Source organism: Mesorhizobium sp. 10J20-29 (assembly GCF_054130485.1).
In genome coordinates this window covers 535,904-560,368 of record NZ_CP199156.1, presented here as the reverse complement: position 1 = coordinate 560,368, position 24,465 = coordinate 535,904, and the positions used below count along the sequence as shown (strand labels likewise).

27 protein-coding genes, 1 tRNA gene and 1 pseudogene are annotated in these 24,465 nt (G+C 65.9%); 11 read left to right on the top strand and 18 right to left on the bottom strand.

The genetic code is table 11. The annotated features are described in order from the left end of the window. Nucleotides 1-151 precede the first annotated feature (151 nt). Complete coding sequence (locus tag ACT2BZ_RS02715) at nucleotides 152-1,465, top strand: alpha/beta fold hydrolase (protein WP_457939098.1); 1,314 nt, start codon at nucleotides 152-154, stop codon at nucleotides 1,463-1,465. A 45-nt stretch (nucleotides 1,466-1,510) separates the two neighbouring features. On the opposite strand, the gene ACT2BZ_RS02710 is transcribed toward ACT2BZ_RS02715, so the two are convergent. The 7 genes from ACT2BZ_RS02710 to ACT2BZ_RS02680 form a co-directional block, all read right to left on the bottom strand. After that, on the bottom strand, nucleotides 1,511-2,392 hold the full coding sequence (locus tag ACT2BZ_RS02710) for a 3-hydroxybutyryl-CoA dehydrogenase (RefSeq protein ID WP_457939096.1): 882 nt from the start codon (nucleotides 2,390-2,392) through the stop codon (nucleotides 1,511-1,513). Between the two features lie 116 nt (nucleotides 2,393-2,508). Next, nucleotides 2,509-3,438 (bottom strand): electron transfer flavoprotein subunit alpha/FixB family protein, encoded by a 930-nt coding sequence (locus ACT2BZ_RS02705; RefSeq protein ID WP_457939095.1) that lies wholly within the window; start codon nucleotides 3,436-3,438, stop codon nucleotides 2,509-2,511. A gap of 21 nt (nucleotides 3,439-3,459) precedes the next feature. Then, complete coding sequence (locus ACT2BZ_RS02700; protein ID WP_457939094.1) at nucleotides 3,460-4,209, bottom strand: electron transfer flavoprotein subunit beta/FixA family protein; 750 nt, start codon at nucleotides 4,207-4,209, stop codon at nucleotides 3,460-3,462. Between the two features lie 198 nt (nucleotides 4,210-4,407). Continuing rightward, nucleotides 4,408-5,178 (bottom strand): rhomboid family intramembrane serine protease, encoded by a 771-nt coding sequence (locus tag ACT2BZ_RS02695; protein ID WP_457939093.1) that lies wholly within the window; start codon nucleotides 5,176-5,178, stop codon nucleotides 4,408-4,410. A gap of 28 nt (nucleotides 5,179-5,206) precedes the next feature. Further along, nucleotides 5,207-5,788, bottom strand: a complete 582-nt coding sequence (locus ACT2BZ_RS02690; RefSeq protein ID WP_457939092.1) for a cob(I)yrinic acid a,c-diamide adenosyltransferase — start codon at nucleotides 5,786-5,788, stop codon at nucleotides 5,207-5,209. A 26-nt stretch (nucleotides 5,789-5,814) separates the two neighbouring features. Next, nucleotides 5,815-6,006: a twin transmembrane helix small protein gene (locus ACT2BZ_RS02685; protein WP_457939091.1), complete on the bottom strand. Its 192-nt coding sequence runs from the start codon at nucleotides 6,004-6,006 to the stop codon at nucleotides 5,815-5,817. Between the two features lie 22 nt (nucleotides 6,007-6,028). Further along, a complete protein-coding gene (locus ACT2BZ_RS02680) occupies nucleotides 6,029-6,889 on the bottom strand; it encodes an SDR family oxidoreductase (protein WP_457939090.1) in 861 nt (286 codons plus the stop codon). Nucleotides 6,890-6,979: 90 nt separating this feature from the next. On the opposite strand from ACT2BZ_RS02680, the gene ACT2BZ_RS02675 reads away from it, so the two are divergent. After that, nucleotides 6,980-7,831, top strand: a complete 852-nt coding sequence (locus tag ACT2BZ_RS02675; RefSeq protein ID WP_457939089.1) for a YihY/virulence factor BrkB family protein — start codon at nucleotides 6,980-6,982, stop codon at nucleotides 7,829-7,831. Between the two features lie 6 nt (nucleotides 7,832-7,837). Here ACT2BZ_RS02675 and ACT2BZ_RS02670 read toward each other — a convergent pair whose 3' ends face one another. Further along, the gene (locus tag ACT2BZ_RS02670) at nucleotides 7,838-8,725 is read right to left on the bottom strand and encodes a DMT family transporter (RefSeq protein ID WP_457939088.1); all 888 of its coding nucleotides are present in this window, start codon (nucleotides 8,723-8,725) and stop codon (nucleotides 7,838-7,840) included. Between the two features lie 150 nt (nucleotides 8,726-8,875). Here ACT2BZ_RS02670 and ACT2BZ_RS02665 point away from each other — a divergent pair, with 150 nt between their 5' ends. After that, nucleotides 8,876-9,163: a hypothetical protein gene (locus tag ACT2BZ_RS02665; protein WP_457939087.1), complete on the top strand. Its 288-nt coding sequence runs from the start codon at nucleotides 8,876-8,878 to the stop codon at nucleotides 9,161-9,163. Nucleotides 9,164-9,169: 6 nt separating this feature from the next. On the opposite strand, the gene gluQRS is transcribed toward ACT2BZ_RS02665, so the two are convergent. Further along, entirely contained in the window at nucleotides 9,170-10,057 is an 888-nt protein-coding gene (gluQRS, locus tag ACT2BZ_RS02660) for a tRNA glutamyl-Q(34) synthetase GluQRS (protein ID WP_457939086.1), read from the bottom strand. Nucleotides 10,058-10,101: 44 nt separating this feature from the next. Here gluQRS and ACT2BZ_RS02655 point away from each other — a divergent pair, with 44 nt between their 5' ends. After that, entirely contained in the window at nucleotides 10,102-10,761 is a 660-nt protein-coding gene (locus ACT2BZ_RS02655; RefSeq protein WP_457939085.1) for a DNA-3-methyladenine glycosylase family protein, read from the top strand. Between the two features lie 112 nt (nucleotides 10,762-10,873). Beyond that, nucleotides 10,874-11,431, top strand: coding sequence for an HNH endonuclease (locus ACT2BZ_RS02650; protein ID WP_457939083.1), 558 nt, complete (start codon nucleotides 10,874-10,876; stop codon nucleotides 11,429-11,431). A gap of 13 nt (nucleotides 11,432-11,444) precedes the next feature. On the opposite strand, the gene ACT2BZ_RS02645 is transcribed toward ACT2BZ_RS02650, so the two are convergent. Both ACT2BZ_RS02645 and ACT2BZ_RS02640 read right to left on the bottom strand, forming a co-directional pair. Then, complete coding sequence (locus ACT2BZ_RS02645; RefSeq protein ID WP_457939081.1) at nucleotides 11,445-11,960, bottom strand: disulfide bond formation protein B; 516 nt, start codon at nucleotides 11,958-11,960, stop codon at nucleotides 11,445-11,447. A 46-nt stretch (nucleotides 11,961-12,006) separates the two neighbouring features. Next, complete coding sequence (locus tag ACT2BZ_RS02640; protein WP_457939079.1) at nucleotides 12,007-12,594, bottom strand: YqaA family protein; 588 nt, start codon at nucleotides 12,592-12,594, stop codon at nucleotides 12,007-12,009. Between the two features lie 188 nt (nucleotides 12,595-12,782). Here ACT2BZ_RS02640 and ACT2BZ_RS02635 point away from each other — a divergent pair. Then, nucleotides 12,783-12,867 (top strand) — tRNA-Leu (locus tag ACT2BZ_RS02635). A 27-nt stretch (nucleotides 12,868-12,894) separates the two neighbouring features. After that, complete coding sequence (locus ACT2BZ_RS02630; protein WP_457939078.1) at nucleotides 12,895-14,550, top strand: AMP-binding protein; 1,656 nt, start codon at nucleotides 12,895-12,897, stop codon at nucleotides 14,548-14,550. Here the strand turns inward: ACT2BZ_RS02630 and ACT2BZ_RS02625 are convergent. Together ACT2BZ_RS02625 and ACT2BZ_RS02620 are read right to left on the bottom strand one after the other, a co-directional pair. After that, nucleotides 14,547-15,830: a GNAT family N-acetyltransferase gene (locus ACT2BZ_RS02625; protein ID WP_457939076.1), complete on the bottom strand. Its 1,284-nt coding sequence runs from the start codon at nucleotides 15,828-15,830 to the stop codon at nucleotides 14,547-14,549. The two genes, ACT2BZ_RS02630 and ACT2BZ_RS02625, sit on opposite strands and share 4 nt — an antisense overlap. Then, complete coding sequence (locus ACT2BZ_RS02620; protein ID WP_457939075.1) at nucleotides 15,830-17,239, bottom strand: lipopolysaccharide biosynthesis protein; 1,410 nt, start codon at nucleotides 17,237-17,239, stop codon at nucleotides 15,830-15,832. Before ACT2BZ_RS02620 ends, ACT2BZ_RS02625 begins: the two co-directional genes overlap by 1 nt. Nucleotides 17,240-17,322: 83 nt before the next feature. Between ACT2BZ_RS02620 and ACT2BZ_RS02615 the strand changes: the two genes are divergently transcribed. After that, on the top strand, nucleotides 17,323-17,583 hold the full coding sequence (locus ACT2BZ_RS02615; RefSeq protein ID WP_457939074.1) for a hypothetical protein: 261 nt from the start codon (nucleotides 17,323-17,325) through the stop codon (nucleotides 17,581-17,583). A 58-nt stretch (nucleotides 17,584-17,641) separates the two neighbouring features. Here ACT2BZ_RS02615 and ACT2BZ_RS02610 read toward each other — a convergent pair whose 3' ends face one another. Together ACT2BZ_RS02610 and ACT2BZ_RS02605 are read right to left on the bottom strand one after the other, a co-directional pair. Then, nucleotides 17,642-18,055, bottom strand: a complete 414-nt coding sequence (locus ACT2BZ_RS02610) for a hypothetical protein (protein WP_457939072.1) — start codon at nucleotides 18,053-18,055, stop codon at nucleotides 17,642-17,644. A gap of 11 nt (nucleotides 18,056-18,066) precedes the next feature. Further along, the gene (locus ACT2BZ_RS02605) at nucleotides 18,067-18,516 is read right to left on the bottom strand and encodes a cupin domain-containing protein (protein WP_457939071.1); all 450 of its coding nucleotides are present in this window, start codon (nucleotides 18,514-18,516) and stop codon (nucleotides 18,067-18,069) included. 105 nt (nucleotides 18,517-18,621) lie between these two features. Here ACT2BZ_RS02605 and ACT2BZ_RS02600 point away from each other — a divergent pair, with 105 nt between their 5' ends. Next, entirely contained in the window at nucleotides 18,622-19,551 is a 930-nt protein-coding gene (locus tag ACT2BZ_RS02600) for a LysR family transcriptional regulator (RefSeq protein ID WP_457939069.1), read from the top strand. Nucleotides 19,552-19,587: 36 nt separating this feature from the next. Here the strand turns inward: ACT2BZ_RS02600 and ACT2BZ_RS02595 are convergent, their stop codons facing one another. The 3 genes and pseudogenes from ACT2BZ_RS02595 to ACT2BZ_RS02585 all read right to left on the bottom strand — a co-directional run bounded on the left by ACT2BZ_RS02595 (nucleotide 19,588) and on the right by ACT2BZ_RS02585 (nucleotide 21,773). Continuing rightward, entirely contained in the window at nucleotides 19,588-20,382 is a 795-nt protein-coding gene (locus ACT2BZ_RS02595; RefSeq protein WP_457939068.1) for a GGDEF domain-containing protein, read from the bottom strand. An 89-nt stretch (nucleotides 20,383-20,471) separates the two neighbouring features. Beyond that, nucleotides 20,472-21,128: a glutathione S-transferase family protein gene (locus ACT2BZ_RS02590; protein WP_457939066.1), complete on the bottom strand. Its 657-nt coding sequence runs from the start codon at nucleotides 21,126-21,128 to the stop codon at nucleotides 20,472-20,474. A 7-nt stretch (nucleotides 21,129-21,135) separates the two neighbouring features. Next, nucleotides 21,136-21,773 (bottom strand): annotated as a pseudogene (locus tag ACT2BZ_RS02585) (dihydrofolate reductase family protein). A 90-nt stretch (nucleotides 21,774-21,863) separates the two neighbouring features. On the opposite strand from ACT2BZ_RS02585, the gene ACT2BZ_RS02580 reads away from it, so the two are divergent. Beyond that, entirely contained in the window at nucleotides 21,864-22,388 is a 525-nt protein-coding gene (locus tag ACT2BZ_RS02580; protein WP_457939065.1) for a winged helix-turn-helix transcriptional regulator, read from the top strand. A 130-nt stretch (nucleotides 22,389-22,518) separates the two neighbouring features. Further along, the gene (locus ACT2BZ_RS02575; protein WP_457939063.1) at nucleotides 22,519-24,411 is read left to right on the top strand and encodes a TPR end-of-group domain-containing protein; all 1,893 of its coding nucleotides are present in this window, start codon (nucleotides 22,519-22,521) and stop codon (nucleotides 24,409-24,411) included. Nucleotides 24,412-24,465 lie beyond the last annotated feature (54 nt).

The window sequence follows — 24,465 nt, the reverse complement described above, 5'->3', positions numbered from 1 at the left end:
CCGGGTCGGCGATCTGATGCAACGGTCTCGATGCACGTAGCTGTGCACAAGCGTTTCCGGCACGAATAGTTTCTCTCGCCTGCAATTCTGTCTGCGGATTAAGGAAAACGGACCGCAGAGGCGGTTTGCGCAGCCAGTGCTGGAGAGAGCGTTGAGACGATTGTTGTTCGGTGTGCTGGCCCTGCTGGCCGGCGCGGCAGTTTCGGGACCTGGCGCGGCGCAGGAACTTCCCCGTCGCCCCTTCCTCAGCATTGCGATGGAGAGCGGCGAGGCCGACGGACCACAGGGATCGGCCGTGCGGGTCGAGCGCGTGATCGAGGGCTCGAGCGCCGCGGCAGCCGACATCCGGCCGGGCGATATCATCGTTTCGGTGGATGGCCGAGTCGTGGCGGAGCCTGCCGACGTTGTCGCCGCCGTGAAACCCAGGCGGGCGCAGGATCGCCTCAGCATCGTCGTCAGCCGGGCAGGTACGCTCCTGGACAAGGATGTTCCGCTGATCGGCCTGCCACTCGAGACGGCAGAGGGTTTTGATACGCTCTACGAGGCCGTTGTTGCCGATGGCGATCTGCGCCGCACCATCCTGACCCGTCCTTTCAATGGCGACCGGATGCCTGCAGTCCTGTTTGTCGGCGGCATCGGCTGCTACAGCATGGAATCGCCCTTTGACGAGGACGAGGTCTACCGCCAGCTCCTTTCCTCCATCACCCGCCTGGGTTTTCTCACCATGCGCGTCGAGAAGAGCGGCATGGGCGACAGCCGCGGCGCCCCCTGCTCTTCCGTGGATCTGGCGAACGAACTGGGCGGCTACATGGCCGGGCTGCAGGCGCTTCGAAGCAAGTCCTATGTCGATGCGGACCGGATCTTCATCGTCGGCCACAGCATCGGCGGCATTGTCGGGCCGCTGCTGGCATCGAAGATGCCGGTCAGAGGCATCGTGGCGATGGAGACAGTCGGGACGACCTGGTTCGAATACGAGCTCATCAATCGCCGTCGCCAGCTGAAGCTCGCCGGAACCGCGCCGGCGGCGCTTGGCCGTGCGATGCAGCTCAAGCAATGGTGCATGCATCGCCTGCTGATCGAACGGCAGCCGCGCCAGGAAATACTGGCGTCCAGGCCCGAATGTGCCGGCGAGATCGACCTGCCGGCCTCCGATGCCTATCTGCAACAGATCGCGGAACTGGACCTTCCCGCGCTTTGGGCCGGATTGAAGCTCGACACGCTGCTCGTCTATGGCAGCGCCGATTACCTGACCAGCGCCGAGGAGCATCTGGCGATCCTCGAAACGATCGAGGCGGCGCGACCAGGTGCCGCCAGTTTCGTCGAGATTGCCGATCTCGATCATTACATGGCACGCGCGGCGAACCAGCGGGAAAGCTTCGATCGCAAGCGCATGGACGAAACGGGTGATTTTCACCAGGGGCTCGCCCAGACCCTGGGCGACTGGCTCTTGAAGCACGCCGGCTGAAACCAAGTCTCGGCGGCGTTGCGTACCGCCGGGCGGTTTTGGCCCCTAGCGCGTCGGGACGGGGTGCTCGCCGCGGTAGTCGTAGAATCCGCGACCGGTCTTGCGCCCGAGCCAGCCGGCCTCGACATATTTCACCAGCAGCGGGCAGGGCCGGTACTTCGAGTCCGAGAGCCCGTCATGCAGCACCTGCATGATCGACAGGCAGGTGTCGAGGCCGATGAAGTCGGCAAGCTGCAGCGGCCCCATCGGGTGATTGGCGCCGAGCTTCATGGCGGTGTCGATGGCATCGACCGAGCCGACGCCCTCGTAGAGCGTGTAGATCGCCTCGTTGATCATCGGCAGCAGGATGCGGTTGACGATGAAGGCCGGAAAATCCTCCGACACGGTGATCGTTTTGTCGAGCTTGCCGACGAAGGTCTTGGCGGCGTCGAAGGTCTTGTCGTCGGTGGCGATGCCGCGAACCAGCTCGACCAGCTTCATCACCGGCACCGGGTTCATGAAGTGGATGCCCATGAAGCGTTCCGGCCGGTCGGTCTGCGAGGCCAGGCGGGTAATGGAGATCGACGAGGTGTTGGTCGCGATGATGGCTTCGGGATTGAGCTGCGGGCAGAGCTGCGCGAAGATCTTGCGCTTGACGGTCTCGTCTTCGGTCGCGGCCTCGATGACGAGGTCCGCGGTGGCGAGATCGGCCATGCCGGGGGCCGCCGTGATGCGCGCGAGCGCCGCCTGGCGTGCGTCCTCTTCCAGCTTGCCCGAGCCGACCATGCGCGCCATGTTGCCGCTGATCGTCGCCAGACCCTTTTCGATGCTCTCGGCCGAAATGTCGTAAAGCAGAACCTTGAAACCGGCGATCGCTGAAACCTGTGCGATCCCGCCGCCCATCTGCCCGGCGCCGATGACGCCCACCGTCTCGATAGTGCCACTCATTACACTGATCCCGTCAAAGGGCTTCCCGCCCATTTTTTGTGCAGTGCAACCTAGTTGGCCGGGGAGGCTTCGTCCACCCCGGCCCTTGCGATTTTGACCATCGCGTCAGCGCGTTGTCAAAGTGCCTTCTCAAGTTCCGGCAGGATGACGAACAGATCGCCGACGAGGCCGTAATCGGCGACCTGGAAGATCGGCGCTTCCTCGTCCTTGTTGATGGCGACGATGACCTTGGAGTCCTTCATGCCGGCGAGGTGCTGGATGGCACCGGAGATGCCGCAGGCGATGTAGAGGTCTGGCGCCACGACCTTGCCGGTCTGGCCGACCTGCCAGTCGTTCGGCGCATAGCCCGCGTCCACCGCGGCGCGCGAGGCGCCGACGGCGGCACCCAGCTTGTCGGCGACCGGCAGGATGACTTCCTGGAACTTCTCCGACGAGCCGAGCGCGCGACCACCCGAAATGATGATCTTCGCCGACGTCAGTTCCGGGCGGTCGCTGTCCGACAGCCGGTTCTCGACAAAGGTCGAGAGACCCGGGTTGGCGGCAGCGCTCACGCTCTCGACCGGGGCCGAGCCGCCTTCGGCCGCACCCTGGAAGGAGGCCGTGCGCACCGTGATCACCCGCTTGGCGTCGCTCGACTGCACGGTCTGGATGGCGTTGCCGGCATAGATCGGGCGCTTGAACGTATCGGGCGAGACGACCTCGACGATCTCGGAGACCTGCATGACGTCGAGCAGGGCGGCAACGCGCGGCATGACGTTCTTGCCCGCAGTGGTGGCCGGCGCGATGATGGTGTCGTAGCCGTCGGCCATGCCGACGATCAGCGCGGCGAGCGGTTCGGCCAGCCGGTTTTCCAGCTCGTCGGCTTCGGCAAGCAGCACCTTGGTCACGCCCGAGAGTTTCGCGGCGGCGTCGGCCGCTGCCTTTGCGCCCTTGCCGGCGACCAGCACGTGCACGTCGGAGCCGATCTTCAGCGCTGCGGAGAGCGCCTTGGCGGTCTGGTCGGAAAGGCTCTGGTTGTCGTGTTCGGCGATGAGGAGAATTGCCATGTCTTTATTCCTTTCCGGCTCTCAGAGCACGCCGGCTTCGTTCTTCAGCTTGTCGACCAGTTCGGCGACGTCCTTGACCTTGACGCCTGCCTTGCGGCCGCTTGGCTCCTCGGTCTTCACCACCTTCAGGCGCGGCGCGACATCGGCGCCGAAATCTGCCGCGCTCTTTTCGTCGAGCGGCTTCTTCTTGGCCTTCATGATGTTGGGCAGCGAGGCATAGCGCGGCTGGTTGAGGCGCAGGTCGGTCGTCACGATGGTCGGCATGGTCAGCTCGACCGTCTGCAGGCCGCCGTCGACTTCGCGCGTCACCTTGGCCTTGTCGCCCTCGATGACGATCTTGGAGGCGAAGGTGCCCTGACTCCAGCCGAGCAGCGCGGCCAGCATCTGGCCGGTCTGGTTGGCGTCGTCGTCGATCGCCTGCTTGCCGAGAATCACGAGGCCCGGCTGTTCGGCCTCGACCACGCCCTTCAGCACCTTGGCGACGCCGAGCGGTTCGACCAGTTCGTCGACCTTGACCAGGATGGCGCGGTCGGCGCCCATGGCGAGCGCGGTGCGCAGTGTCTCCTGCGCCTGCTGCGGGCCGACCGACACGACGATGATCTCGTCGACCTTGCCGGCTTCCTTCAGCCGGATCGCCTCCTCGACGGCGATCTCGTCGAACGGGTTCATCGACATCTTGACGTTGGCGAGCTCGACGCCCGAGCCATCAGGCCTGACGCGGATCTTCACATTGTAGTCGACCACCCGCTTGACCGGGACCAGAACCTTCATAAGCGTATAACCTCTCCGATAGAAATCTCAGGCGCTAGTAGCAGCCACCCGCAGGGCTCGGTTGTCGATTGCCGACACGTTGGACCCGAAAACAGACGTTTGGTTGCGCTTCCGGGCCCGAGGCCCTGCAAAACGTGCCGGACCGTAGTTGTGGGCGCGGTGGGCGTCAATATCGGCTTTTCGCCAAAATCGTTTGAATTACTGGCGGCCCCAACGCGGCGCCGGCTGTGCCTCGATGGGGCGCACCGGGCTGGGCTGATCGACCACCACGGCGCGCGGGGTGACGATCTGCCGGTCAAACAGCGGCACGTCGCGGTTGCGCAGGATCAGCACGAGGACGGCGCCCGCCAGAATGCCGCCGACATGGCAGGCCCAGGAGATCTGGTCCTCGCCGCCGGCAGCGAACATGACGAACTGGAAGAGGATCCACAGCGCCAGGGTGATGTAGGCAGGGATCCTCAGCGGTATGCGGCCGAAGGCGAGGATCCAGATCTTCACCCTCGGGTGCAGGATCAGGTAAGCGGCCACCACGCCGGCGATGGCGCCGGATGCGCCGATCAGCGGCACCTGCGAGTCGGGCGCGATGTAGCCGTGCAGCGCGGCTCCCGCGACGGCGCAGAGCAGATAGAAGATCAGGAACTTGATGTGGCCGAGCGCGTCCTCGACATTGTCGCCGAACACCCAGAGGAACAGCATGTTGCCGCCGAGATGGAAGACGTCGCCGTGCAGGAAGGCGTAGGTCAGGTAGGTCAGGTCCTCGGGAACGAGGATCAGGTTGGGCGGCAGTTCCACGATGTCGAAGGCGACCGACGGGATGTAGCCGAGGCCGTAGACCGCCGCAGTGGTCGTCTGCTCGGGACCGAGTCCGGTAAACAGGAAGATGATGATGTTGGCGGCAATCAGCCCGAAGGTGACGTATTGGAGCTTGATGCGCTTCAGGCTGTTGGCGTCGTGGAGCGGGATGAACACTGCTTGCCCTTTCGCTGCCGCGACGGCGTTATCGATTCTTCCCGGGCACCCATAGCACGTCAGTGTTTCCGTTGTCATTGACCACCCGCCCGGCAACGAACAGGAAGTCCGACACCCGGTTGATGTAGCGCAGGCCCTCGTCGTTGACGTGCTCGGCGGGGTCCTGGGCAAGCGCCACCATGATGCGTTCGGCGCGGCGGGTGACAGTGCGGGCAAGATGCAGCGCCGCGGCGGCCGGCGATCCACCCGGCAGGATGAAGGATTTCAGCGGCCGCAGGTGCTTGTTCAGCCGGTCGATGTCCTGCTCGACGCGCGTCGTCTGCGCGGCAACGATGCGCAGCGGCTCATAGTCCGTCTTCTCGCCGGTATCGGGCATGCAGAGGTCGGCGCCGAGGTCGAAGAAATCGTTCTGGATCAGGCCGAGCATCGCATCGAGGTCGACATGGGCGCGCGCCGTGTGCACCCGCGCGATGCCGATGCAGGCATTGGCCTCGTCGACCGTGCCGTAGGCCTCGACGCGCAGGTCCGACTTCAGCCGTCTCGCGCCGCTGCCCAGTCCCGTCGTGCCGTCATCGCCGGTGCGGGTGTAGATCTTGTTGAGTTTCACCATTTCACAATCACCGCGCGCCCAGGGCCCTAGCGCGGGTAGAAATAGACGGTCAGCAGCAGCAGGACAACGGCGATGAACTGCAGCAGCACGCGCGCCTGCATCAGCTTGTTGGACGTCGTGCCCGAGCCGCCGCGCAGCATGTTGGCGAGACCGCGGATCAGCACGATCACCACGGCGACCATGACAAGTATGGCCAGAATGTTGAAGACGGTCGCCATTGGTTCTCCCCGTTGTGCGCGGTCAGCTGTTGCGTGCCAGCACCCTGTAAAGCAATCCGGCCGGCAGAAGGCGCTTCAACGCGACACCGATGCGTGCCGGCCACGTCACCACATAGTGCGGTCTTGGCCGGCGAGAAAGGAGAGCGTGGCGCAATACCGCATGGACCGCCTCCGGTCCGGGCTTGGCGCGCGACACGCTGCCCCCCGCCTCGAGCCGGGCAAGCTCGGCCGCATAGGCCTCCCGATGGACGGAATGCTCGTGGTCGATGTTCTTGAGAAACCAGGCCAGTCCGTTGGCGGCGATCTTCGATTTGACCGGGCCGGGCTCGATCAGCGAGACATGGACACCCGATCCGGCGAGTTCGACGCGCTGGCACAGCATCAGCCCCTCGAGCGCATGCTTGGACGCAGCGTAGGCGCCGCGGAACCTGTAAGGCACCAGGCCGAGGATGGAGGAACAGTGCACGATGCGGCCGTGGCCCTGGGCCCGCATGACCGGGACCGCGCGCTGCGTCAGGTCGTGCCAGCCGAAGAAATTGGCCTCGAACTGCTCGCGGATGGCGGCGACCGAAAGGTCCTCCACCGCGCCGGCCTGCGAATAGGCGCCGTTGTTGAACAGCGCGTCGAGCCGGCCGCCGGTCCGTTCCATCACGCCGGCAAAGAAGGCGGCAATCGATTCGGGCTCGCGATAGTCGAGGTAGAACGCCTCCAGCCCGTCGGCAGACAGCAGGTCGATATCCCCTGATTTGCGCGCGGTGGCGAAGACGCGCCAGCCCTCGGCCTGAAGTGCCCGCGCGCAATAGGCGCCAATTCCCGAAGAGGCACCCGTGACGATGATCGTACGCTTGTCTTCCATGCCGCGGTGGCGCCCCAGACTTGCCATTTGCGGCAATCCCTTCACATATTCGCGTGTGGGACACAATCGAGGGAGGCCGGAGTGCTTCTGGGTAAATCCGCTGCGGAAGCACACTGAATGCGCAGGATCGTTGCCGTCCGGCGCGTCCTCTACGACGCGCTAGGCCATTTCAACAATGACGACGGATGGTCGATGGCCAGTCACCTGGCGATCACCGCGCTGATGGCGCTGTTCCCGTTCCTCATCTTCGCGACCACGCTTGCCAGCTTTCTCGGAGCCCAGGCGTTTCGCGACACGGCGGTGCATCTGGTCTTCGACACATGGCCCGACCAGATCGCCGCGCCGATCTCGCGCGAGGTGATCAACGTTCTGACCGTGCAGCGGAGCGACCTGCTCACCTATGGCGTGGTGCTGGCCGCCTTCTTCGCCTCCAACGGCATCGAGGCGCTGCGCACCTCGCTCAACCGCGCCTACCGCGTGGTCGAGACCAGGTCGTTCCTGTTCCGCCGCGTGCAGAGCCTCGCCTTCGTGGTGATCGCCACCATCGGCTTTCTGGCGATCAGCGTGCTGCTCGTCTTCGCGCCGCTGCTCGGGCGTCTGGCGGTGGCCAATTTCGAATGGATCCGCCCCTACATGGGCACCATCACGCTGTGGCGCTTCGTCATCGCCTCCTCGGTGATCGTTCTCGGCCTGATCGCCGTGCATATCTGGCTGCCGGCCGGCAAGCGGCGCTTCGTCGACATCGTGCCGGGCATCATCTTCACCCTGGTCGGCTGGCTCGCCGGCTCGACGCTGTTTGCCGCCTATCTCGACCGCTTCTCGTCCTATGTCTCGACCTATGCGGGTCTGGCCTCGATCATGATCGCGGTGGTCTTCCTCTATATCGTGTCGCTGATCTTCATCCTCGGCGGCGAACTCAACGCCTCGATCAGCCGCTATTTCGAGGCGCGCGCCCGGGTCGAGGGCTGAGCGATTTCACAGGGCCGGCCTGGCTGCCGGACCACGCGCCGTGGCGAGCCCGACGCCGAAGGTCGCCAGCGCCATGCCGGCGATCTGCACCAGCGACAGGTCCTCGCCGAACAGCGCCCAGGCGATAATCGCGGTGGCGGCCGGCACGAGATAGAACAGCGAGGCGACCTTCGACATCTCGCCGTCGCGGATCATCACCATCAGCAGGAAGATGGCGCCGATCGACAGCACCAGCACCAGCCAGGCCATGGCGAAGACCAGCTCGCCGTTCAGCGTGAACTGCCGCGTCTCGAAGGCAAAGGACGCGATGACCATGACGAGCGCGGCGCCGGCATATTGCAGGCAGGTGCCGGCAACGAGGTTGCCGCCCGTGGCAAAGCGCTTCTGCCAGATGGTGCCCGCACTCATGGCGATGACGGCGACGAGGCAGGCCGACAAGGTCGCCGCGGTCACGCCGCCACCGATCTCGCCGATCTTGGGCGCCAGCACGATGACGACACCGACGAATCCGGTAGCGAGCCCCATCCAGTGGCGCGGCAGGATCCGCTCGCCGAGCAGCGTGCCTGCAAGCACCGCGGTGATGATCGGTTGCAGGCCGACGATCAGCGCCGACAGCCCGGCCGGCATGCCGTGGCGGATCGCCCAGAAGACCCCGCCGAGATAGATGCCGTGCATGAGCGCGCCCGCAAAGGCCGCGTGGAGCGCGCCGCGCCAGCCGATCCGACGCGCGCCGAGCCATAGGGAGAGCAGCGCAAGCAGGGCAAAGGCGATCGCGAATCTCGCCGCCAGGAAGGTGAAAGGCTCGGCCCAGGGCATGGCATAGCGCGCACCGATGAAGCCGGTGGCCCACAGGATCACGAAAAGCGCCGGTATGAACCGCTTGGAGAATGTCATGTCGGGGAAAGAGCCTCGCTTGCGCACCCGCGACCGCTCTAATGCGAAAGTTTTTCGCAAGCAAAACTAAACGATTGATCCATATAGTGTGCCGAATTGAACCGGGAGGGTTCGAGAGGCGCTTCGTGCCGCGTTCTTGAAAGGGCGGACATGATATGGAATCTTGATACCGGCTGGCTGATGATGGCAATCGCAATCGTTGCGGTTATTGCCTTCTTCTTCGGTGCCGCGCTCGACGCCATCATGCGCGAGGACGGCTTTGGGCCCACAGGCAACATGCTGCTGTTCACCACGGGATTTTTCCTGGCGGTCATCATTGCGAACACCTACGGCATCAACCTGCGTGACCTGAAGCTCGCCGTCGCCTGGGGTCTTGGCGGTGCCTTTTCGCTCGTCAGCGCAATGGCCCTGGCAAAGGCCGGGCTGGGCCGAGTCTGAGCCTCGTCAGAGGCCGACCGTCTTCCTGATATCGCCGGGCGTATGCCCGGCGTCTCTCAACGTTGCGAGCCCGGTATCGCGCAGGCTCTTCGACAGCTTGCGGCCATCCGGCCCCAAAATCAGCCGATGATGAAAATAGGCCGGCTCCGGCAGGCCGAGCAGGCGCTGCAGCAGCCGATGGATGCTCGTCGCCGGGCGAAGGTCCAGGCCGCGCACCACATGCGTAACCCTCTGCAAGGCATCGTCGGTAACCACGGATAGATGGTAACTGGTCGGCACGTCGCGGCGCGCCAGCACCACGTCGCCCCAGTCCTGCGGCCGTGCCGCGACCGTATCGGCCCGCAGCATGTCTTCGCCCGAGAATTCCCGCCAGTGCAGCGGTCCCGCCGCGGCCATCGCCGCGTCGGTGTCGAGCCGCCAGGCGAAAGGCTCGGCCTCGCTCATGCGGCGGCGGCGTTCGCGCTGCCCCAGCGCCTTGTCGAGACCGGGATAGATCGGCGCGCCATCGGGGTCGCGCGGCCAGGCGCGTCCGCGATCCTCGAGTTCGGCAATGTGCGCACGGGCTTCTCCGCGGCTCATGAAGGCCGGGTAGACCAGTTCGTCGGCGATGAGCCGCGCCAGGGCCTGCTCATACTCGTGCAGGTGGTCCGACTGGCGGCGCACCGGCTCTTCCCAGGCGATGCCCAGCCATGCGAGGTCGCGCAGGATCCCCGCCTCGAATTCCGGTGTGCAGCGCGCCGCATCGATGTCCTCGATCCGCAGCAACAGCCTGCCGCCGGCACGGCTCGCCATCCCGGCATTCAGCAGGGCCGAATAGGCGTGGCCGAGATGCAGCGCGCCGTTGGGGCTCGGGGCGAAGCGGAAGACCGGCGCGTTTCGGGTTGTGCCTGACATCGGGCGATTGCTACTTTGACCGTCTCCGGCGGACAAGGTGTCAAATGCAGCGCATATCAACGCTCGACGATATCGCGGCGGCGCTCGACGCGCTCTGCCTGCAGGATCCGCGGCTCGAAGCGGTCCGGCGGATGTCGGGCGAGATTCCGCTTCGGCTGTCCGAACCCGGCTTTGCCAGCCTGGTGTCGATCATCGTCTCGCAGCAGGTGTCGCGCGCCAGCGCCGACGCCATTTTCGGCCGGCTGTCGGCGCTTGCCTCGCCGCTGACGCCGCAGGCGCTGCTTGATGGCGGCGATGCCCTCTACCGGGCGGCCGGGCTGTCGCGGCCCAAGCAGCGCACGCTCGTCGCGCTGTCGCAGGCCGTTGCCGGCGGGTTCGACCTCGACCGCCTTTGCGGCATCGGCGCGGAGGAGGCGATGGCCGAGATGATTGCCGTTCCGGGCATCGGTCCATGGACGGCACAGGTCTACCTGCTCTTCTCGGCCGGGCACCCCGACATCTTTCCGGCTCGCGACGTGGCGTTGCAGAGTGCCGTCGGCCACGCGCTCGGCATCGACCCCCGGCCGGGGGAGAAGGAGCTGATTCGCATCGCCGAATCATGGGCACCTTACCGAGGGGTAGCGTCGCGGCTTTTCTGGGCCTATTATCGCGTCATCAAGGGAAGGGAGGGCGCGCCGCCTTCGTCTACGCTGTCAAAACCCTGAGGTTCGTGCGTTTTTTCCGGCTCGTGTGTCGCACGGGCCGCTTCACATTCCTGTCACCTCAGGCTTACAATATCCCGGCCGATCGCTACGCGAGCCAAGGAGGACATCGCAAGTGACTATCGCGGTATCTCCAGACGGGCTCCCTGCGCTGGTGTTGAATGCGGACTACCGCCCGCTCAGCTACTACCCGCTCTCGCTTTGGTCCTGGCAGGACGCGATCAAGGCGGTCTTTCTCGACCGCGTGAACATCGTCGCCGAATACGAGAACCAGGTCTCGTCGCCCAGCTTCTCGATGCGGCTGCCGAGCGTCGTCAGCCTGAAGAGCTACGTCAAGCCGTCGCGCCATCCCGCCTTCACCCGGTTCAACGTGTTCCTGCGCGACCGCTTCCAGTGCCAGTATTGCGGCACGCCGGAAGACCTGACCTTCGATCACGTCATCCCGCGCCACAGCGGCGGCGCGACGACCTGGGAAAACGTGGTCGCGGCCTGCTCGCCCTGCAATCTGCGCAAGGGCGGCATGATGCCGGCGCAGGCCAAGATGTGGCCGCTGCAGAAGCCCTACAAGCCGTCGGTCCACGACCTGCACAACAACGGCAAGCGCTTCCCACCCAACTATCTGCACGAAAGCTGGATGGACTATCTCTACTGGGACGTCGAACTGGAGCCCTAGGCTCCGGCAGGGCCTACCTGCGGGCGAGGGCGCCGCGGACGGCAATCACCGCAAATATCGCGCTGGCGATGGCGTTCCAGCCGGCGAAAGACAGGCCGAGCACGCGCAGCGCAGCCTTGTCGCATGAGGGCGGCACGAAGGCGTCGATGGCGTCGAGCACGCCCTTGCCACCGGTATCGGCAGGCCCACTCACCGCGCCGCAGTCGGTAGGCCCGGCCCACCATCCCCATTCGACGCCGGAATGGCGAATGCCGAGGAACAGGCTCCAGACCATCAGCAGGGCGCCGACGAGCAGGAGCCCACGCGCCAATGCCGGCGGCCAGCGAAGCCCGGCGGACACCGCCGCCAGCAGCAGCACCGGCACGCCGATGTAATAGGGAATGCGCTGGCCGAGGCAGAGCTTGCAGGGAATGTAGCCGCCGATGTGCTCGAAGCCGAGCGCGGTTCCCACGGTCGCTGCCAGCGCGAGGGCGAGGAAGATCGCGACATTCAGCTGGAAGCGGTCGGTCGGAGCGGTCAGGGATGTCATGCGGCTGGTTCCATGCGGGTCATCGGTGGCTCGGTCGGCCGTGCCGTCAGAGCGCATATCTGACGACAATGTAGAGCAAAATGAGGATTGCCGCCGCCGCTGCGGCGATCAGACCCAGGCGCTCCTCGACGAAATGGCGGATCGGCTCGCCATATTTGCGGAGCAGCCAGGCCAGGAAAAGGAAGCGCGCGCCGCGCGCCACGATCGCCGACAGGATGAAGATCCACAGATTGACGCCGATGACGCCGGACAGGATCGTCACCACCTTGATCGGCGGCAGGTGGGCAAGTCCCGAGGTCACCAGCATCAGCAGGATGAAGCCGGTACCCGACGAAATCCTGAGCGCCTCGAAATCGTCGAGCTTGCCGTAGAACTCCAGCACCGGCTTGGCCACCGCCTCGTAGGCATAGTGGCCGAGGAACCAGCCGGCGATGCCGCCCAGAACCGAGGCGACGGTGGCGATCAGCGCGTAGCGGTAGGCCCGGTCCGGCCGGGCGATTGCCATCGGCAGGAAAAGCACGTCGGCCGGGACGAGAAAGACCGAGCTCTCGATGAAGGCGATGAAGGCCAGCCAGTATTCGGCGGATTTGCGCGCGGCAAGTGACAGGGTCCAGTCATAGAGTCGTCGAAGCATCGGCATCCCCGTTGGCGGTCCCGGCGTGTTTAGGGAGATTTGACGCGGTGCACAATGGCCGCTGCCGGCCGGCCGCGCAACCGGCGTGTCGCAGCCGCCGTGCCCGACGCTGCCAATTCGGCCGGAACATGTTGACGCAGCTATGCCTCTCCGTATAGTCCGCTGCCGTTGACGCCCTTGCGGGTGTGGCCCCCTTGGCGGAATTGGTAGACGCGCCTGACTCAAAATCAGGTTCCGAAAGGAGTGCTGGTTCGATTCCGGCAGGGGGCACCAAACCCGCCGGGAGGCGGAGACGAATTCATGCTCGAACGGCGCGACAGCTACGACGCCCTCTACGACGACTTCCGCTGGACCATTCCGGAACGCTTCAACATCGGCGTCGCCGTGTCCGACCGCTGGGCCGCGGAGGCTCCCGACCGCGTGGCCGTGTTCGACTACCATGTCGACGGCACGCCCGACCGGCTGACCTTCCGCGCGCTTTCCGCGCGCTCCAACGCATTGGCCAACGGCCTGCGGAAGCTCGGTGTGCAACGGGGCGACCGGGTGGCACTGCTGCTGCCGCAAAGCTTCGAGACAGTCATTGCCCATGTCGCGATCTACAAGCTCGGCGCCATCGCCGTGCCGCTGGCGCTCTTGTTCGGCGTCGAGGCGCTCGAATACCGGCTGCAGACCGCGGGCGTGAAGGCCGTCTTCACGACGGCCGCGGGCCACGCCAAGCTCGCCGGGATCAGCGGCCGGCTGCCCGCATTGACGCATATCGTCGTGACCGACGGCGCCATCGGCGGCGCCACGGATTTTCAGCGGCTGGTTGCCGACGGGCCGACCGAATTCGCAGCGGAGCCCACCGGTCCGGATGATCCGGCGATGATGATCTTCACCTCCGGGACGACCGGGCCGCCGAAGGGCGCGCTGCATGGTCACCGTGTGCTGCTCGGCCACCTGCCGGGCGTGCAGATGCATCACGAATTCCTGCCGCAGCCGGACGACCTGCTGTGGACCCCCGCCGACTGGGCCTGGGCCGGCGGGCTGCTCAACGTGCTGTTGCCCGGTCTCTATTTCGGCGTGCCGGTCGTGGCGGCCCGCTTCGAGAAATTCGATCCCGAGACGGCGCTGGTCCTGGCCGAGAAGATGCGCGTCAGGAACGCCTTCATCCCGCCGACGGCGCTGCGCATGCTGAGGGGCGTGCCCGACATTCGCCGCAGCTTCCGGCTCGACCTGCGCACCGTCGGCTCGGGCGGCGAGTCGCTCGGGCGCGAGACCTACGACTGGGCGCGGGAAGAGTTCGGCATCACTATCAACGAGTTCTACGGCCAGACCGAGTGCAACCTGGTGCTGTCGTCCTGTGCCGCGATCGGTGTCAGCCGCGGCGGCGCCATCGGCCGGGCCGTGCCGGGGCACAGGGTCGCCATCGTCGACGCCGGGGGGCGCCGAGTGAAGACCGGTGAAACCGGCCAGATCGCCATTGCCCGGCCGGACCCGGTGATGTTCCTCGGCTACTGGCAGAACCCGGAAGCGACGACTGGAAAATTCATCGGCGACTGGATGACGACCGGCGACCAGGGCGTCGAGGACGGCGACGGCTACGTGCATTTCTTCGGTCGTGACGACGACGTCATCACCTCGGCCGGGTTCCGCATCGGGCCGACGGAGATCGAGGACTGCCTGTCGGGGCATCCGGCGGTCTCGCTCGCCGCGGCGGTCGGCAAGCCCGATGCGCTGAGGACCGAGATCGTCAAGGCCTATGTGGTGCTGAAGGATGGCATCGCCGGCAGCGACGACCTGGCCGGCGAGATCAGCCGGTGGGTGCGCGAGCGGCTGTCGGCGCATGAATATCCGCGCGAGGTGGAGTTTGTCGATTCCATGCCGCTGACGACCAGCGGCAAGGTGATCCGCCGGATCTTTCGCGACCGCGCGCGGCGGGAGGCAGGCGAGGCGCGCGCGTCGGACCCGGCCTAGCGGCGGCGCAGAAGGCCGCGCACGCGGTTGCGCACCAGGCGGGCGAGGTTGCGTGACTCGCGGTATAGATGCAGTTGCGAGGCGGCCTGGCGGGTGATGCGGTCGGTCGACGGCGTCATGCCGATGACCAGCGTGCCGATCGGCTTGCGCTCGCTCCACAGGCGCGTCATCACCGGATGGTCGTGCACCGCGCAGGAATCCGTAAGCTCGATATTGGGGTCGTCGAGATGCTGCCTCGTCACCTCGATCATCAGCAGCGTGCCGGGCGAATAGGCGGAATAGGCCTCGTCGTAGGTGGTCTTCCAAGTATAGGCGACGCCAGCCTCGACGAAGACGATGAGCGAGGCGATCAGCTTGCCGTCCAGCGTCAGTGAATGGACGCGGCAAAGATCCTGCTCGGCAAGGCCGTGCACGGCCTCGCGGGCGAAGGCGGCGCGGTAGCGGTCGACGGCCATGGCAGTGCGGCGGCGACCCTTCCAGCCCGAGGCCTCGAGCGCCAGAAAGCCCTCGACGGCGTGGCGGATGTCCTCGGGGCCACGCGCCACGTGGTGCTCGAGCGCGCCCTGGTCGGCGAGGCGGCGCTTCAGGCGGCGGAATTCGCGTTGATGGTGAGAACTCAGCGAGGCCTTGAGATACTGGTCGCCCTCGAGATCGCTCTCCAGGAAGGCGCGCTCGACGTCGTTGGTCGTGACGAGCGGCAGGCCGCGGGCTTCGGCGACGCTGGCCAGCAGCGTCGCGACGGCACCGTCGAGCCGCATGTCGGGCAGCACCAGCACCTTGGGCAGCTTGAGATGCGGGCGCGACAGCATGGCGAAGAAATCCTCGATGACGCCCTGCGGATCGTCGCGATCGACCAGCGGCGTGCCGAGCGGCCCGAAATCATTGGCCCAGATGCGCATCACCGAAACACCGATCGGCACGGCGGGCTTCTCGACGGAAAAGGGCGCCAGCAGGCGCAGGCGGTTCTTGTGCTCGTCGCCGTCGCGGATGACGGCGAGCCGAACCTCGCGGTCCTCGAGCCGGGGCATGGCCGGCGCCAGGAAACGCGGGTTGAAGAAGATGTTGGGCTCGATGGTGCGGTTGCAGAGATAGTCGAGCTCGTCGACGAGGTCGAAGCCGGCCGCCGCCGGGTAGATGGCAAGCTGGCGGCGCGGCCGGTTGTTGGCCAGCAGTTCGACCTGGGCCGGGTCGGCGTGGTGGCCGCCGATCCCGGCGAGCCCGGCGATCAGCGTGCCGGACGGGCCGCCGGTCATTTCCTCGAAAAGCGGTACGGCGGCCATCAGCGGCTCCCCTGGGTGGTCGCTGCGGGAGCGAAGATGAGCATCAGGATGCCGAGCCTGCGCCACACGGTGAACGACAGGGCAGAGGCCTCGAACAGCATGGCCCCGGCGGTGCCGATCGCCGCGCCCCACAGGCCGTATTGCGGGATGAGGGCGAGGCTCAGCACCACGTTGACGGCGAGCGTCAGCGCATAGACCAGGGCGCAGATGTTCTGGTTGCCGCTCATGGTCAGCAGGCTCTCGCAGGGACCGACCGCGGCGCGCGCGACGACGCCGATGACAAGCAGGAAAAGCAACGGGTAGCCGGCCTCGAAGCCGGGGCCGAAGAGCATCAGGATTGGCTCGCCGAGCGCCAGCACCAGAAGCGCCATGACCAGCGAGGGCCAGAAGGTCCAGGCGACGGTCTCGCGGGCGAAGGCTGCGAGCTTCTCCGGCTCGCCATGCGTGTAGGCAGCATAGCGCTGGGCAACGCCGGCCTTGACGGCGAAATAGACGAAGTGGACGAGCGCCAGCGCCTTGACGGTGGCGAAGTAGACGGCGACGTCGTCGGGCTCCATGTAGAAGCCGACCATCAGCACGTCGGCGTTGGTCAGCAGGAAGAAGAAGCTCTCGACCAGGAAGATCGGCATGGAGACTGCGAACCACAGGCCGAAATGCAGTTTGCGCGGGCCGGCCGGCAGCTTGCGGTCGATGCGGTTGGTGACGCCGACGAACTGCGCCAGCGTGGTCGCGTAGGTCGCCACGATGGCGACGATGATGGCGGTCTGCGCGTTGGCCGGATAGCCGGCCAGGATGGCCGCTGCCATGAAGACGAGGATCAGCACCGGGCGCACGAGGTAGGTCGGCGACAGGGCAAACAGCGCCCAGCTGTTGGCGCGCGCCAGCCCCTGCAGCACGTCGGACAGCGCGATCATCGGCAGGCAGATGAAGCCGAGAACGAAGGGCACGACGTAATAGCTCTCGATATGGGGCGAGACGAGCCAGACGCCGACGGCGCCGCAGGCGGCGATCAGCGTCGAGGCGACGAGCACGAAGACGCGGCTGGCGACGAGAATGCCGCGCAGTTCGGCCATCATGCCCTTCTCGCGGTATTCGGGAATGAAGCGGATGACCGAGGTGTGGAAGCCGAGGCACGAGACGTTGCCGGCGATCACCATGGTGACCCAGACCAGCACGAAGATGCCGTATTCGAAGCTGCCCATCCAGCGCGCCAGAAAAACCTGGCTGACGAAGGCGATGGCCGCGGAGACGATGCGGATGACGAAGGCGATGAGCGATACGCGGCTGGCTTCGCCGCGCTCGTCGGCGGCAAACACGACGTCGTCAAGACGGCCGAGCAGGGGCCTTGCCCGCAGCGCGAGGCGCTCCGGCAAAAGCCTGTCGGCCGTTGTTGCCGCGGAAAAGCGCACTCACTAAACTCCGTCTTCCGTGCGGCCCTGAGAAAGGCGTTTCATATCGTCCAGCACCCTAGGCAAGACAGTTTAAGAAACGGTTGGACAAGGACCCGGTTGCGGCGAGGGAATCTGCTTTGATCGAACATGGTGAACGGCGAAAAATGCTGGCGGCGCACTCCATCGGCCCGACCATGGTGGGCTATCTGCAGGAGATCGGCATCGAGAAGCTGTCTGACCTGCGCGGCGCCGACCCGCACGAACTGGCCATGCGCATCGACATCGCGCTCGGTCGCCGGCACATGAACCGGCAAGGCTTGGCGGCGCTGGCCAACCTGATCGAACTCGCCGAGAAGTCCTGAGCCCGCGGCGTGCCTGCCCCACCCCCGCAAGCCGGCGTCAGCGGGCCTAGGACGGCAGTCACTCCGCCGGGACGGCAGTCCTGCGGCCTTCGGCGGAGGGCTCGCGGCCGGTGCCGTGCCTGACGACCATCCAGACGAACAGCGCCATGGAGGCCAGGGCGAGCACCGAGCCGATCTTGGCCAGGATCTCGCCCTCGCCGGTGAGGGCGAACACGATGCCCGGCGTGATGACAAGCACCGCCGCGGTGGCCAGCGCGTAGTGAAGGCGCGCCATCCGGCTCGCCGCCGCCGATGGCGAGAGGGCGTAGTAGGCGCCGAATACCGACAGGGCGACGAAGCCGATGAGGTTGAGATGGCCATGCGCAGGGGCAAGGCTGTGGTCCTGGGTGGCGGACATCTGGATGCCCCAGCTCATGCCGCAGAGCGCGAAGATGCCGGCGGTGGCGAAGAACCATGTGGAAATGGAACGCATGTCCTGTCCTCCTATGCGTCGGTCAGCGGCGGGCCGGTGAAGGTGAGGTGATGCCTGCCGGCGCTGGCCTCTATGGCCGGCATGTCCTCGGGGATGCGCAACTGGCCGGCGGCCATTTCGGCGAAGAAGCCCTCGAAGCCGCCCGGCGTCATGATCACGAGATGGCGTCCGGGAACGTCGCTGACCACCCGGAACGTGTGCTCCTTGCCGCGCGGCACGAACACCGTGCCGCCGGGGCCGCAGGTGAAACGTTCGCCTTCGAGCCAGAACTCGGTGTCGCCGGTCAGAAGCACGAAGGTTTCGTCGGCGTCGTGATGCACGTGTCGGGGTGGGCCGGACCTGGGCGGCGACACGGAATCGACGATCGACATGGCGCCGCCGCTGGCGGCGCTGGTCAGGATGGTTCGATAATGGACGCCGAGCCACTCGATGGCGTCGGCTCCAAGGACTGAATGTTTCATCGCTTCCTCCGGAAACAGGGGTGGAAACGAGAGCTCTCGAATGAACCGACCATAGCGGCATTAGAGACATATGAAAAATCGATTGATCGTATATAAGCTATTTGTATGGTGAATTTACCGGGCTTCGACCTGAACCTCCTGCGTGTGCTTGATGCGCTTCTGCATGAGGGGTCCACCGTCGGGGCGGGCAGGCGGCTCGGCCTGTCGCAGCCGGCGGTCTCGGCAGCGCTCGGCCGGTTGCGGGCGGCCCTCGGCGACGAACTATTCTTCCGTCGCGGGCAGGGACTGGAAGCGACGGAGTTCGCCCGCTCGCTCGAAGGGCCGCTGCGCGAGGCGCTCGACACGATCGAGGCGCTGCTGAGCGGGCCCGACCGCTTCGACCCGGCGCGCTCCAATGCCCGCTTCAGGTTATCTGGCAGCGACTTCTTTGCCGAGATGCTGATGCCGGCGCTCGCCGAGCATCTGGCGCGCACGGCGCCGTCGATCCGCGTGCATCTCGTCGACCTCGTGCCTGACAGCTATGTCGACACGCTGGAACGCTACGAGGTGGATATCGCGCTGATCCCGCAGACCACCCTGCCGGAATGGGTGCAGAGCAGGCCGGTCTTCACCTCGGGCTTCGCCGTGGTGGCGCGCAGGGACCACCCGCGCATCCGGCGGGCGAAGATCGCGCCGGGCGGCACCATCCCGATAGACCTGTTCTGCGACCTTGGGCACGTGCTTTTCTCGCCCGAGGGCAACGCCCGGGCCATGGGCGATGCGGCGCTTGCGAGGGTCGGGCGCGAGCGTCGCGTGGTGATGACGCTGCCGGTGTTTTCGGGGGTCAGCCGGGCGGTCGCCGGGTCTGATCTGATCGCGCTCCTGCCGGCGCAACTCGCGCATCATCTGGCGCCGAGCGTAGGCCTGGACGTCTTCGAGCCGCCCATGGCGATCGATCTGGTCACCATCTCGATGATCTGGCATCGCCGCTACGCGTCGAGCCCGGCGCATGCCTGGCTGCGCGAGCAGATCGCGGTCCTGCTATCGCGGCTGTGACGGTGACGGCAGCGGCATGAAGCCTGACGAGCGGCCCTAGGCCGCGCCCGCGGCCCGCTGCTGGTGCCAGGCGCTGTGGCCGACAATGTCGACGCGGTTGCGGCCCGCATGCTTGGCGGCATAGAGCCGCTTGTCCGCGTCGCGGTAGAGTTCGGGGAAGGTGACCGGGGGGCTGAAGGTCACGCCGCCGATGCTGATCGACAGCGGATGGCGTTCGCCGACCGGCGCAAAGCTTGCCGCCTGCACGGCGCTGCGGATGCGTTCGGCGATCGTCTGTGTACGGCCCGGATCGAGGCCGGGCAGGAAAACGCCGAATTCTTCGCCGCCAAGGCGCGCCACAAGGTCGAGGTCGCGGACATTGGCCTTGATCACGTCGGCAATCAGCTTGAGCGCCTCGTCGCCGATGTCATGGCCGAAACGGTCGTTGACCGCCTTGAAGTGGTCGACATCGAGGATCAGCAGCGATCCGTCGGCGCGGGCCGGGTCGTCCTCGAAGCGCTGGAGATAGGCTTCGACCAGCGTCGAGAAGGCGCGGCGGTTGAGGCAATTGGTCAGCGAGTCGGTCGACGCGATGGCAAGCAGATCGCGGTGAGCCATCGACAGTTGCCGCTGCTTGGACAGCAGCAGGTAGAAGAAAGGCGGCGCAAGCACGATCGGAATGATGATGTTGTTCGCCCAGCGCTCCTCGAGCGCCCAGCCGGCCTCGAAGGAATAGCTGTCGATCGCCATGGCGATGGCGATGCAGACGAGCGTGCCGAGTGCCGTCAGCAGGTAGACTTTGATGGTGCTGGTGGGCGCCAGGTTGAAGCCGATGCGGCGGATTTTTTCCATGCCGCCGACTGTAGCGTTGCAAAGTTAACGCTTGGCTCCACGGGTAGGCAGAATCGATACATCCGTTCGAGCCGGCAAGTCCTGCGGTTTCAATCGCGGCCCTCTGGCGCGCCGAGCGGAAAAAGCTGGCGGTAGGGCCGTGCCTCGTCGAGCGCTCTTGCATAGCTCGGCCGCGCCAGCAGGCGGTCGCGGTAGGCCCAGACGTTGGCGAAGCTCTTCGGGATGGCGACCGTCCAGTCTGCATAGAGCAGGGCAGGGGCCGCGCCGCAATCGGCCATGCTGAAGCTATCGCCGGCGACCCATTCGCGGCCCTCCATGCGCCGTTCGAGTACCGTGAAGGCCTTGTCGAAGGCTGCCTTCCAGCGGGCGCCGCCATCGCCCTCGTCGGCCTCGCGGCCGATGGCCGTGTAGACCATGCGCTGCTGCGGATAGTTAACGTAATTGTCGAAGAAGCGATCCCACATGCGCACCTCGGCCGCGGCGAGCGGGTCGGCGGGGATGAGCCGCGCGGGGCCCGGGTGGAGGGCGTCGATATACTCGATGATGCCGGTCGCCTCGAAGACGCGCCTGTCTCCGTCCGTCAGCAGCGGGAACGTGCCGATCGGCCAGAGTGCCGCGAACTCGCCGGCGACGGGTTCGCTGCCGTCGAGCATCTTCGTCTCGAAAGCGATGCCCTTTTCGTAGAAGGCGGTCTTGGCCTTCTGGCAATAGGAGGAGAATGGGTGGTTGTAGAGGAAGAGGGGCATGGCGGGGTTACCTGGCCAGTACGACATGCATGGCATGCTCTGTGGTGATTTTCTCGTTGACGCGGAAGCCGAGGCCCGGCAGGTGCCGGAAAACATCGCCTCGCCCTTGCCGAGGACGACCGGCGCGATGGCAAGGTGGATGTCGTCGACGAGGCCGGCCTGCAGATATTGCCTGACCGTCTCGACGCCGCCGCCGATCTTGACGTCGAGTTCGCCGGCGGAAGCGCGGGCCAGGCCGAGCGCTTCCTCGATGCCGCCGGTGACGAAATGGAAGGTGGTGCCGCCCTGCATGACGATGGGGTCGCGCGGATAGTGGGTGAGAATGTAGGTCGGGGCGTGATAGGGCGGATTGTCGCCCCACCAGCCCTGCCAGCCATCGTCGGGCCAGGCGCCGCGTTGCGGCCCGAACATGTTGCGCCCGAGGATGAAGGCGCCGAAGCCGGCCATGGCGCCTGCGGCGAATGTTTCGTCAACGCCTTGCGTGCCGCCCTCCTTGCCGATCATCGTCCGGAATGTCGGCGTGTCAAAGATCCACTGGTGCAGTTCCATGCCGCGCCTGCCGAGCGGATCGGCCAGACTCTGGTCGGGACCGGCGCCGAAGCCGTCGATGGACAGCGAAAATCCCGCAACGCGGACCCTTGACATGGCATCCTCCTGCCGATTGCATTATGCAACTGGTTTGAGACTATATAACCGAACTTTTTTTGCAATCGGTTCTTGCGGGAGTGATCTGTTTTGGACATCGACCGGCGCTCGGGCTGTCCGATAAACCTGACGATGGAAGTGCTGGGCGATCGCTGGAGCCTGATCGTCATTCGCGACATGATGTTTGGCAACCGGCGGCATTTTCGCGACCTGCTGACCCATTCGGAGGAGCGGATTGCCTCCAACATCCTGGCAGCGAGGCTGAAGCGGCTGCTTGCGCTCGGCCTGATCAGCCGGCGCGACGACCCGAGCCACAGCCAGAAGACGATCTACAGCCTGACAGAGCCGAGTATCCAGCTGGTGCCGGTGCTGGCTATGATCGGCGCCTGGGGGCGCCGGCACCTGCCGGTCAGCCGCCAACTGAGCGTCAGGGCCGAATTGCTGGAAGAGGGTGGTCCGCAGTTGTGGGAGGAATTCATGGCGGAGCTGCGCGTCATCCATGTCGAGGACCCCGTCGAAGGCGCCAATGGCGCGCTCACGTCAAATGTGTTGGCACGCCTGACCAAGGCCTACCTCGACGTGATGGCGCGTGAAGACGGTGTTTCGGGCACCTGACGCTTGCGTGCCGGCGCCGGCGCTTGAGAAGCAGAGCTTTCCCGTGCCACAATGAATCCGGGCTTTTCAGCGGCGCGGGCGGCGCCGGTGCAAGCGGGTAGCGTTGCCTTCCATGCGTATCGGAGATGGCATGCACGAGGACCGGGTTGAGCGACGGCTGACGGCGATCCTTGCCGCAGACGTCGTCGGCTACAGCCGGCTGATGGAAGCCAACGAGGAGGAAACCCTTAGCCAGCTTCGCCGCCACCGGCGCGAGTTCTTCGACCCGACGGTCGCGGAGTATGGCGGCCGCATCTTCAAGGTGATGGGCGACGGCTTTCTCGTCGAGTTCGGCAGCGTGCTCAACGCGGCGCGCTGCGCCGTCGACATCCAGCGCGGCATGGACGAACGCAATGACGGCGTGCCCGACGACCGCCATTTCCGTTTCCGCATCGGCATCAACCTCGGGGACCTGATCGTCGACGGCGAGGATTTCTACGGCGACGGCGTCAACATGGCGGTGCGGTTGCAGTCCCTGGCCGGGCCGGGCGGCATCGCCTGCTCGGCGGCTGTGCGCCACGAGATCGGCAACAAGCTCGACCTCGGCTTTTCCGACCAGGGCGATCGCCGGGTGAAGAACATCTCGCACCCGGTGCATGTCTATTTCGCCGACTGGGGCGGGGGCGCGGCGGCGACGGGCGCCGGTCAGCGCACGATGGCTGGGCTGCGCCCGGCAAAGCCGTCGGTCGCGGTGCTGCCCTTCGCCAACATGAGCAACGACCCGGAGCAGGAGTTCTTCAGCGACGGCATCACCGAGGACATCATCACTGACCTGTCCGACGTGTCCGGCCTCTTCGTGCTCAGCCGCCACACCGTCTTCGCCTACAAGCACCGGGCGCAGGATCTCGAGCGCATCGCCGGTGAACTCGGCGTCGAATATGTCGTGGAAGGCAGCGTGCGCAAGGCCGGCAACCGCGTGCGCATCAACACGGAACTGACCGAGGGCGCGACAGACGGGCACATCTGGGCGGCGCGCTACGACCGCGACCTGACCGACATCTTCGCGGTGCAGGACGAGATCGCCACGACCATCGTGAGACAGCTCAAGGTCAAGCTGCTGCCAGAAGAGCGCAAGGCGATCGAGCAGGCGCCGACCGCCAATGTCGATGCCTACACGCACTATCTGCGCGGCCGCGAGTACTACCATATCGCGTCGAGGGCCAACCACCTGATGGCGCGGCAGAGTTTCGTGCGGGCGACCGAGCTCGATCCGCGCTATGCGCGCGCCTATGCGGGCATCGCCATCTGCGACGTGCGGCTGCAGTCGAACTACGGCACGGGGATCAGCGTCGACGACATACTGGCGACCGCCGAGAAGGCGCTGGCGATCGACCCGAAACTGCCCGAGGCGCACGCCGCGCGCGGCTTTGCGCTGGCGCTGGCGCTCCGCCGCGAGGAGGCCACGGCGGCCTTCGAGACGGCGCTGGCGATCGATCCCGACAACCATGAGGCCAACCGCTACTATGCCGAGTTCTGCGTCACCACCGGGCGGTTCGAAATGGCGGCGAAGCTGTTCATCCGGGCCACCGAGATCAAGCCCTCGGACTATGGCTCGCCGCTGATGCTGATCAACGTCTTCCGCTCGCTGGGCGACGAGAACAAGGCGCAGAGCTATGCGCGCATGGCCATCCGCAAGGCGGAGGAGGAACTGCGGCTGCATCCGGAGAATGCCAATTGCGCCTGCCTCGGCGCCACCGTCCTGGCCTATCTCGCCGAGACGGAACGCGCGGCGGAATGGCTGGCACGGGCGCTGGCGACCGATCCCGGCGACCTCAACATCAAGTATAACGCCGCCTGCACCTACGCATTGCTGGGCGAGGCCGAGCGCGCCATCGACCTGCTCGAGGCCTGGGTGCCGCTGGTCGGGGCCGAGATGCGGCTGTGGTTCCACAATGATTCCGATCTCGACGGCATCCGGGACCATCCCCGCTACCAGTCGCTGGCGAGCCTCGCCGGCGGGATACAATCGGACCGCGAGAAATAAAGACAATTCTCCGAAAAGTCGAAGGATAGAAAGTCTAGACGGCCGCTTTGCGCC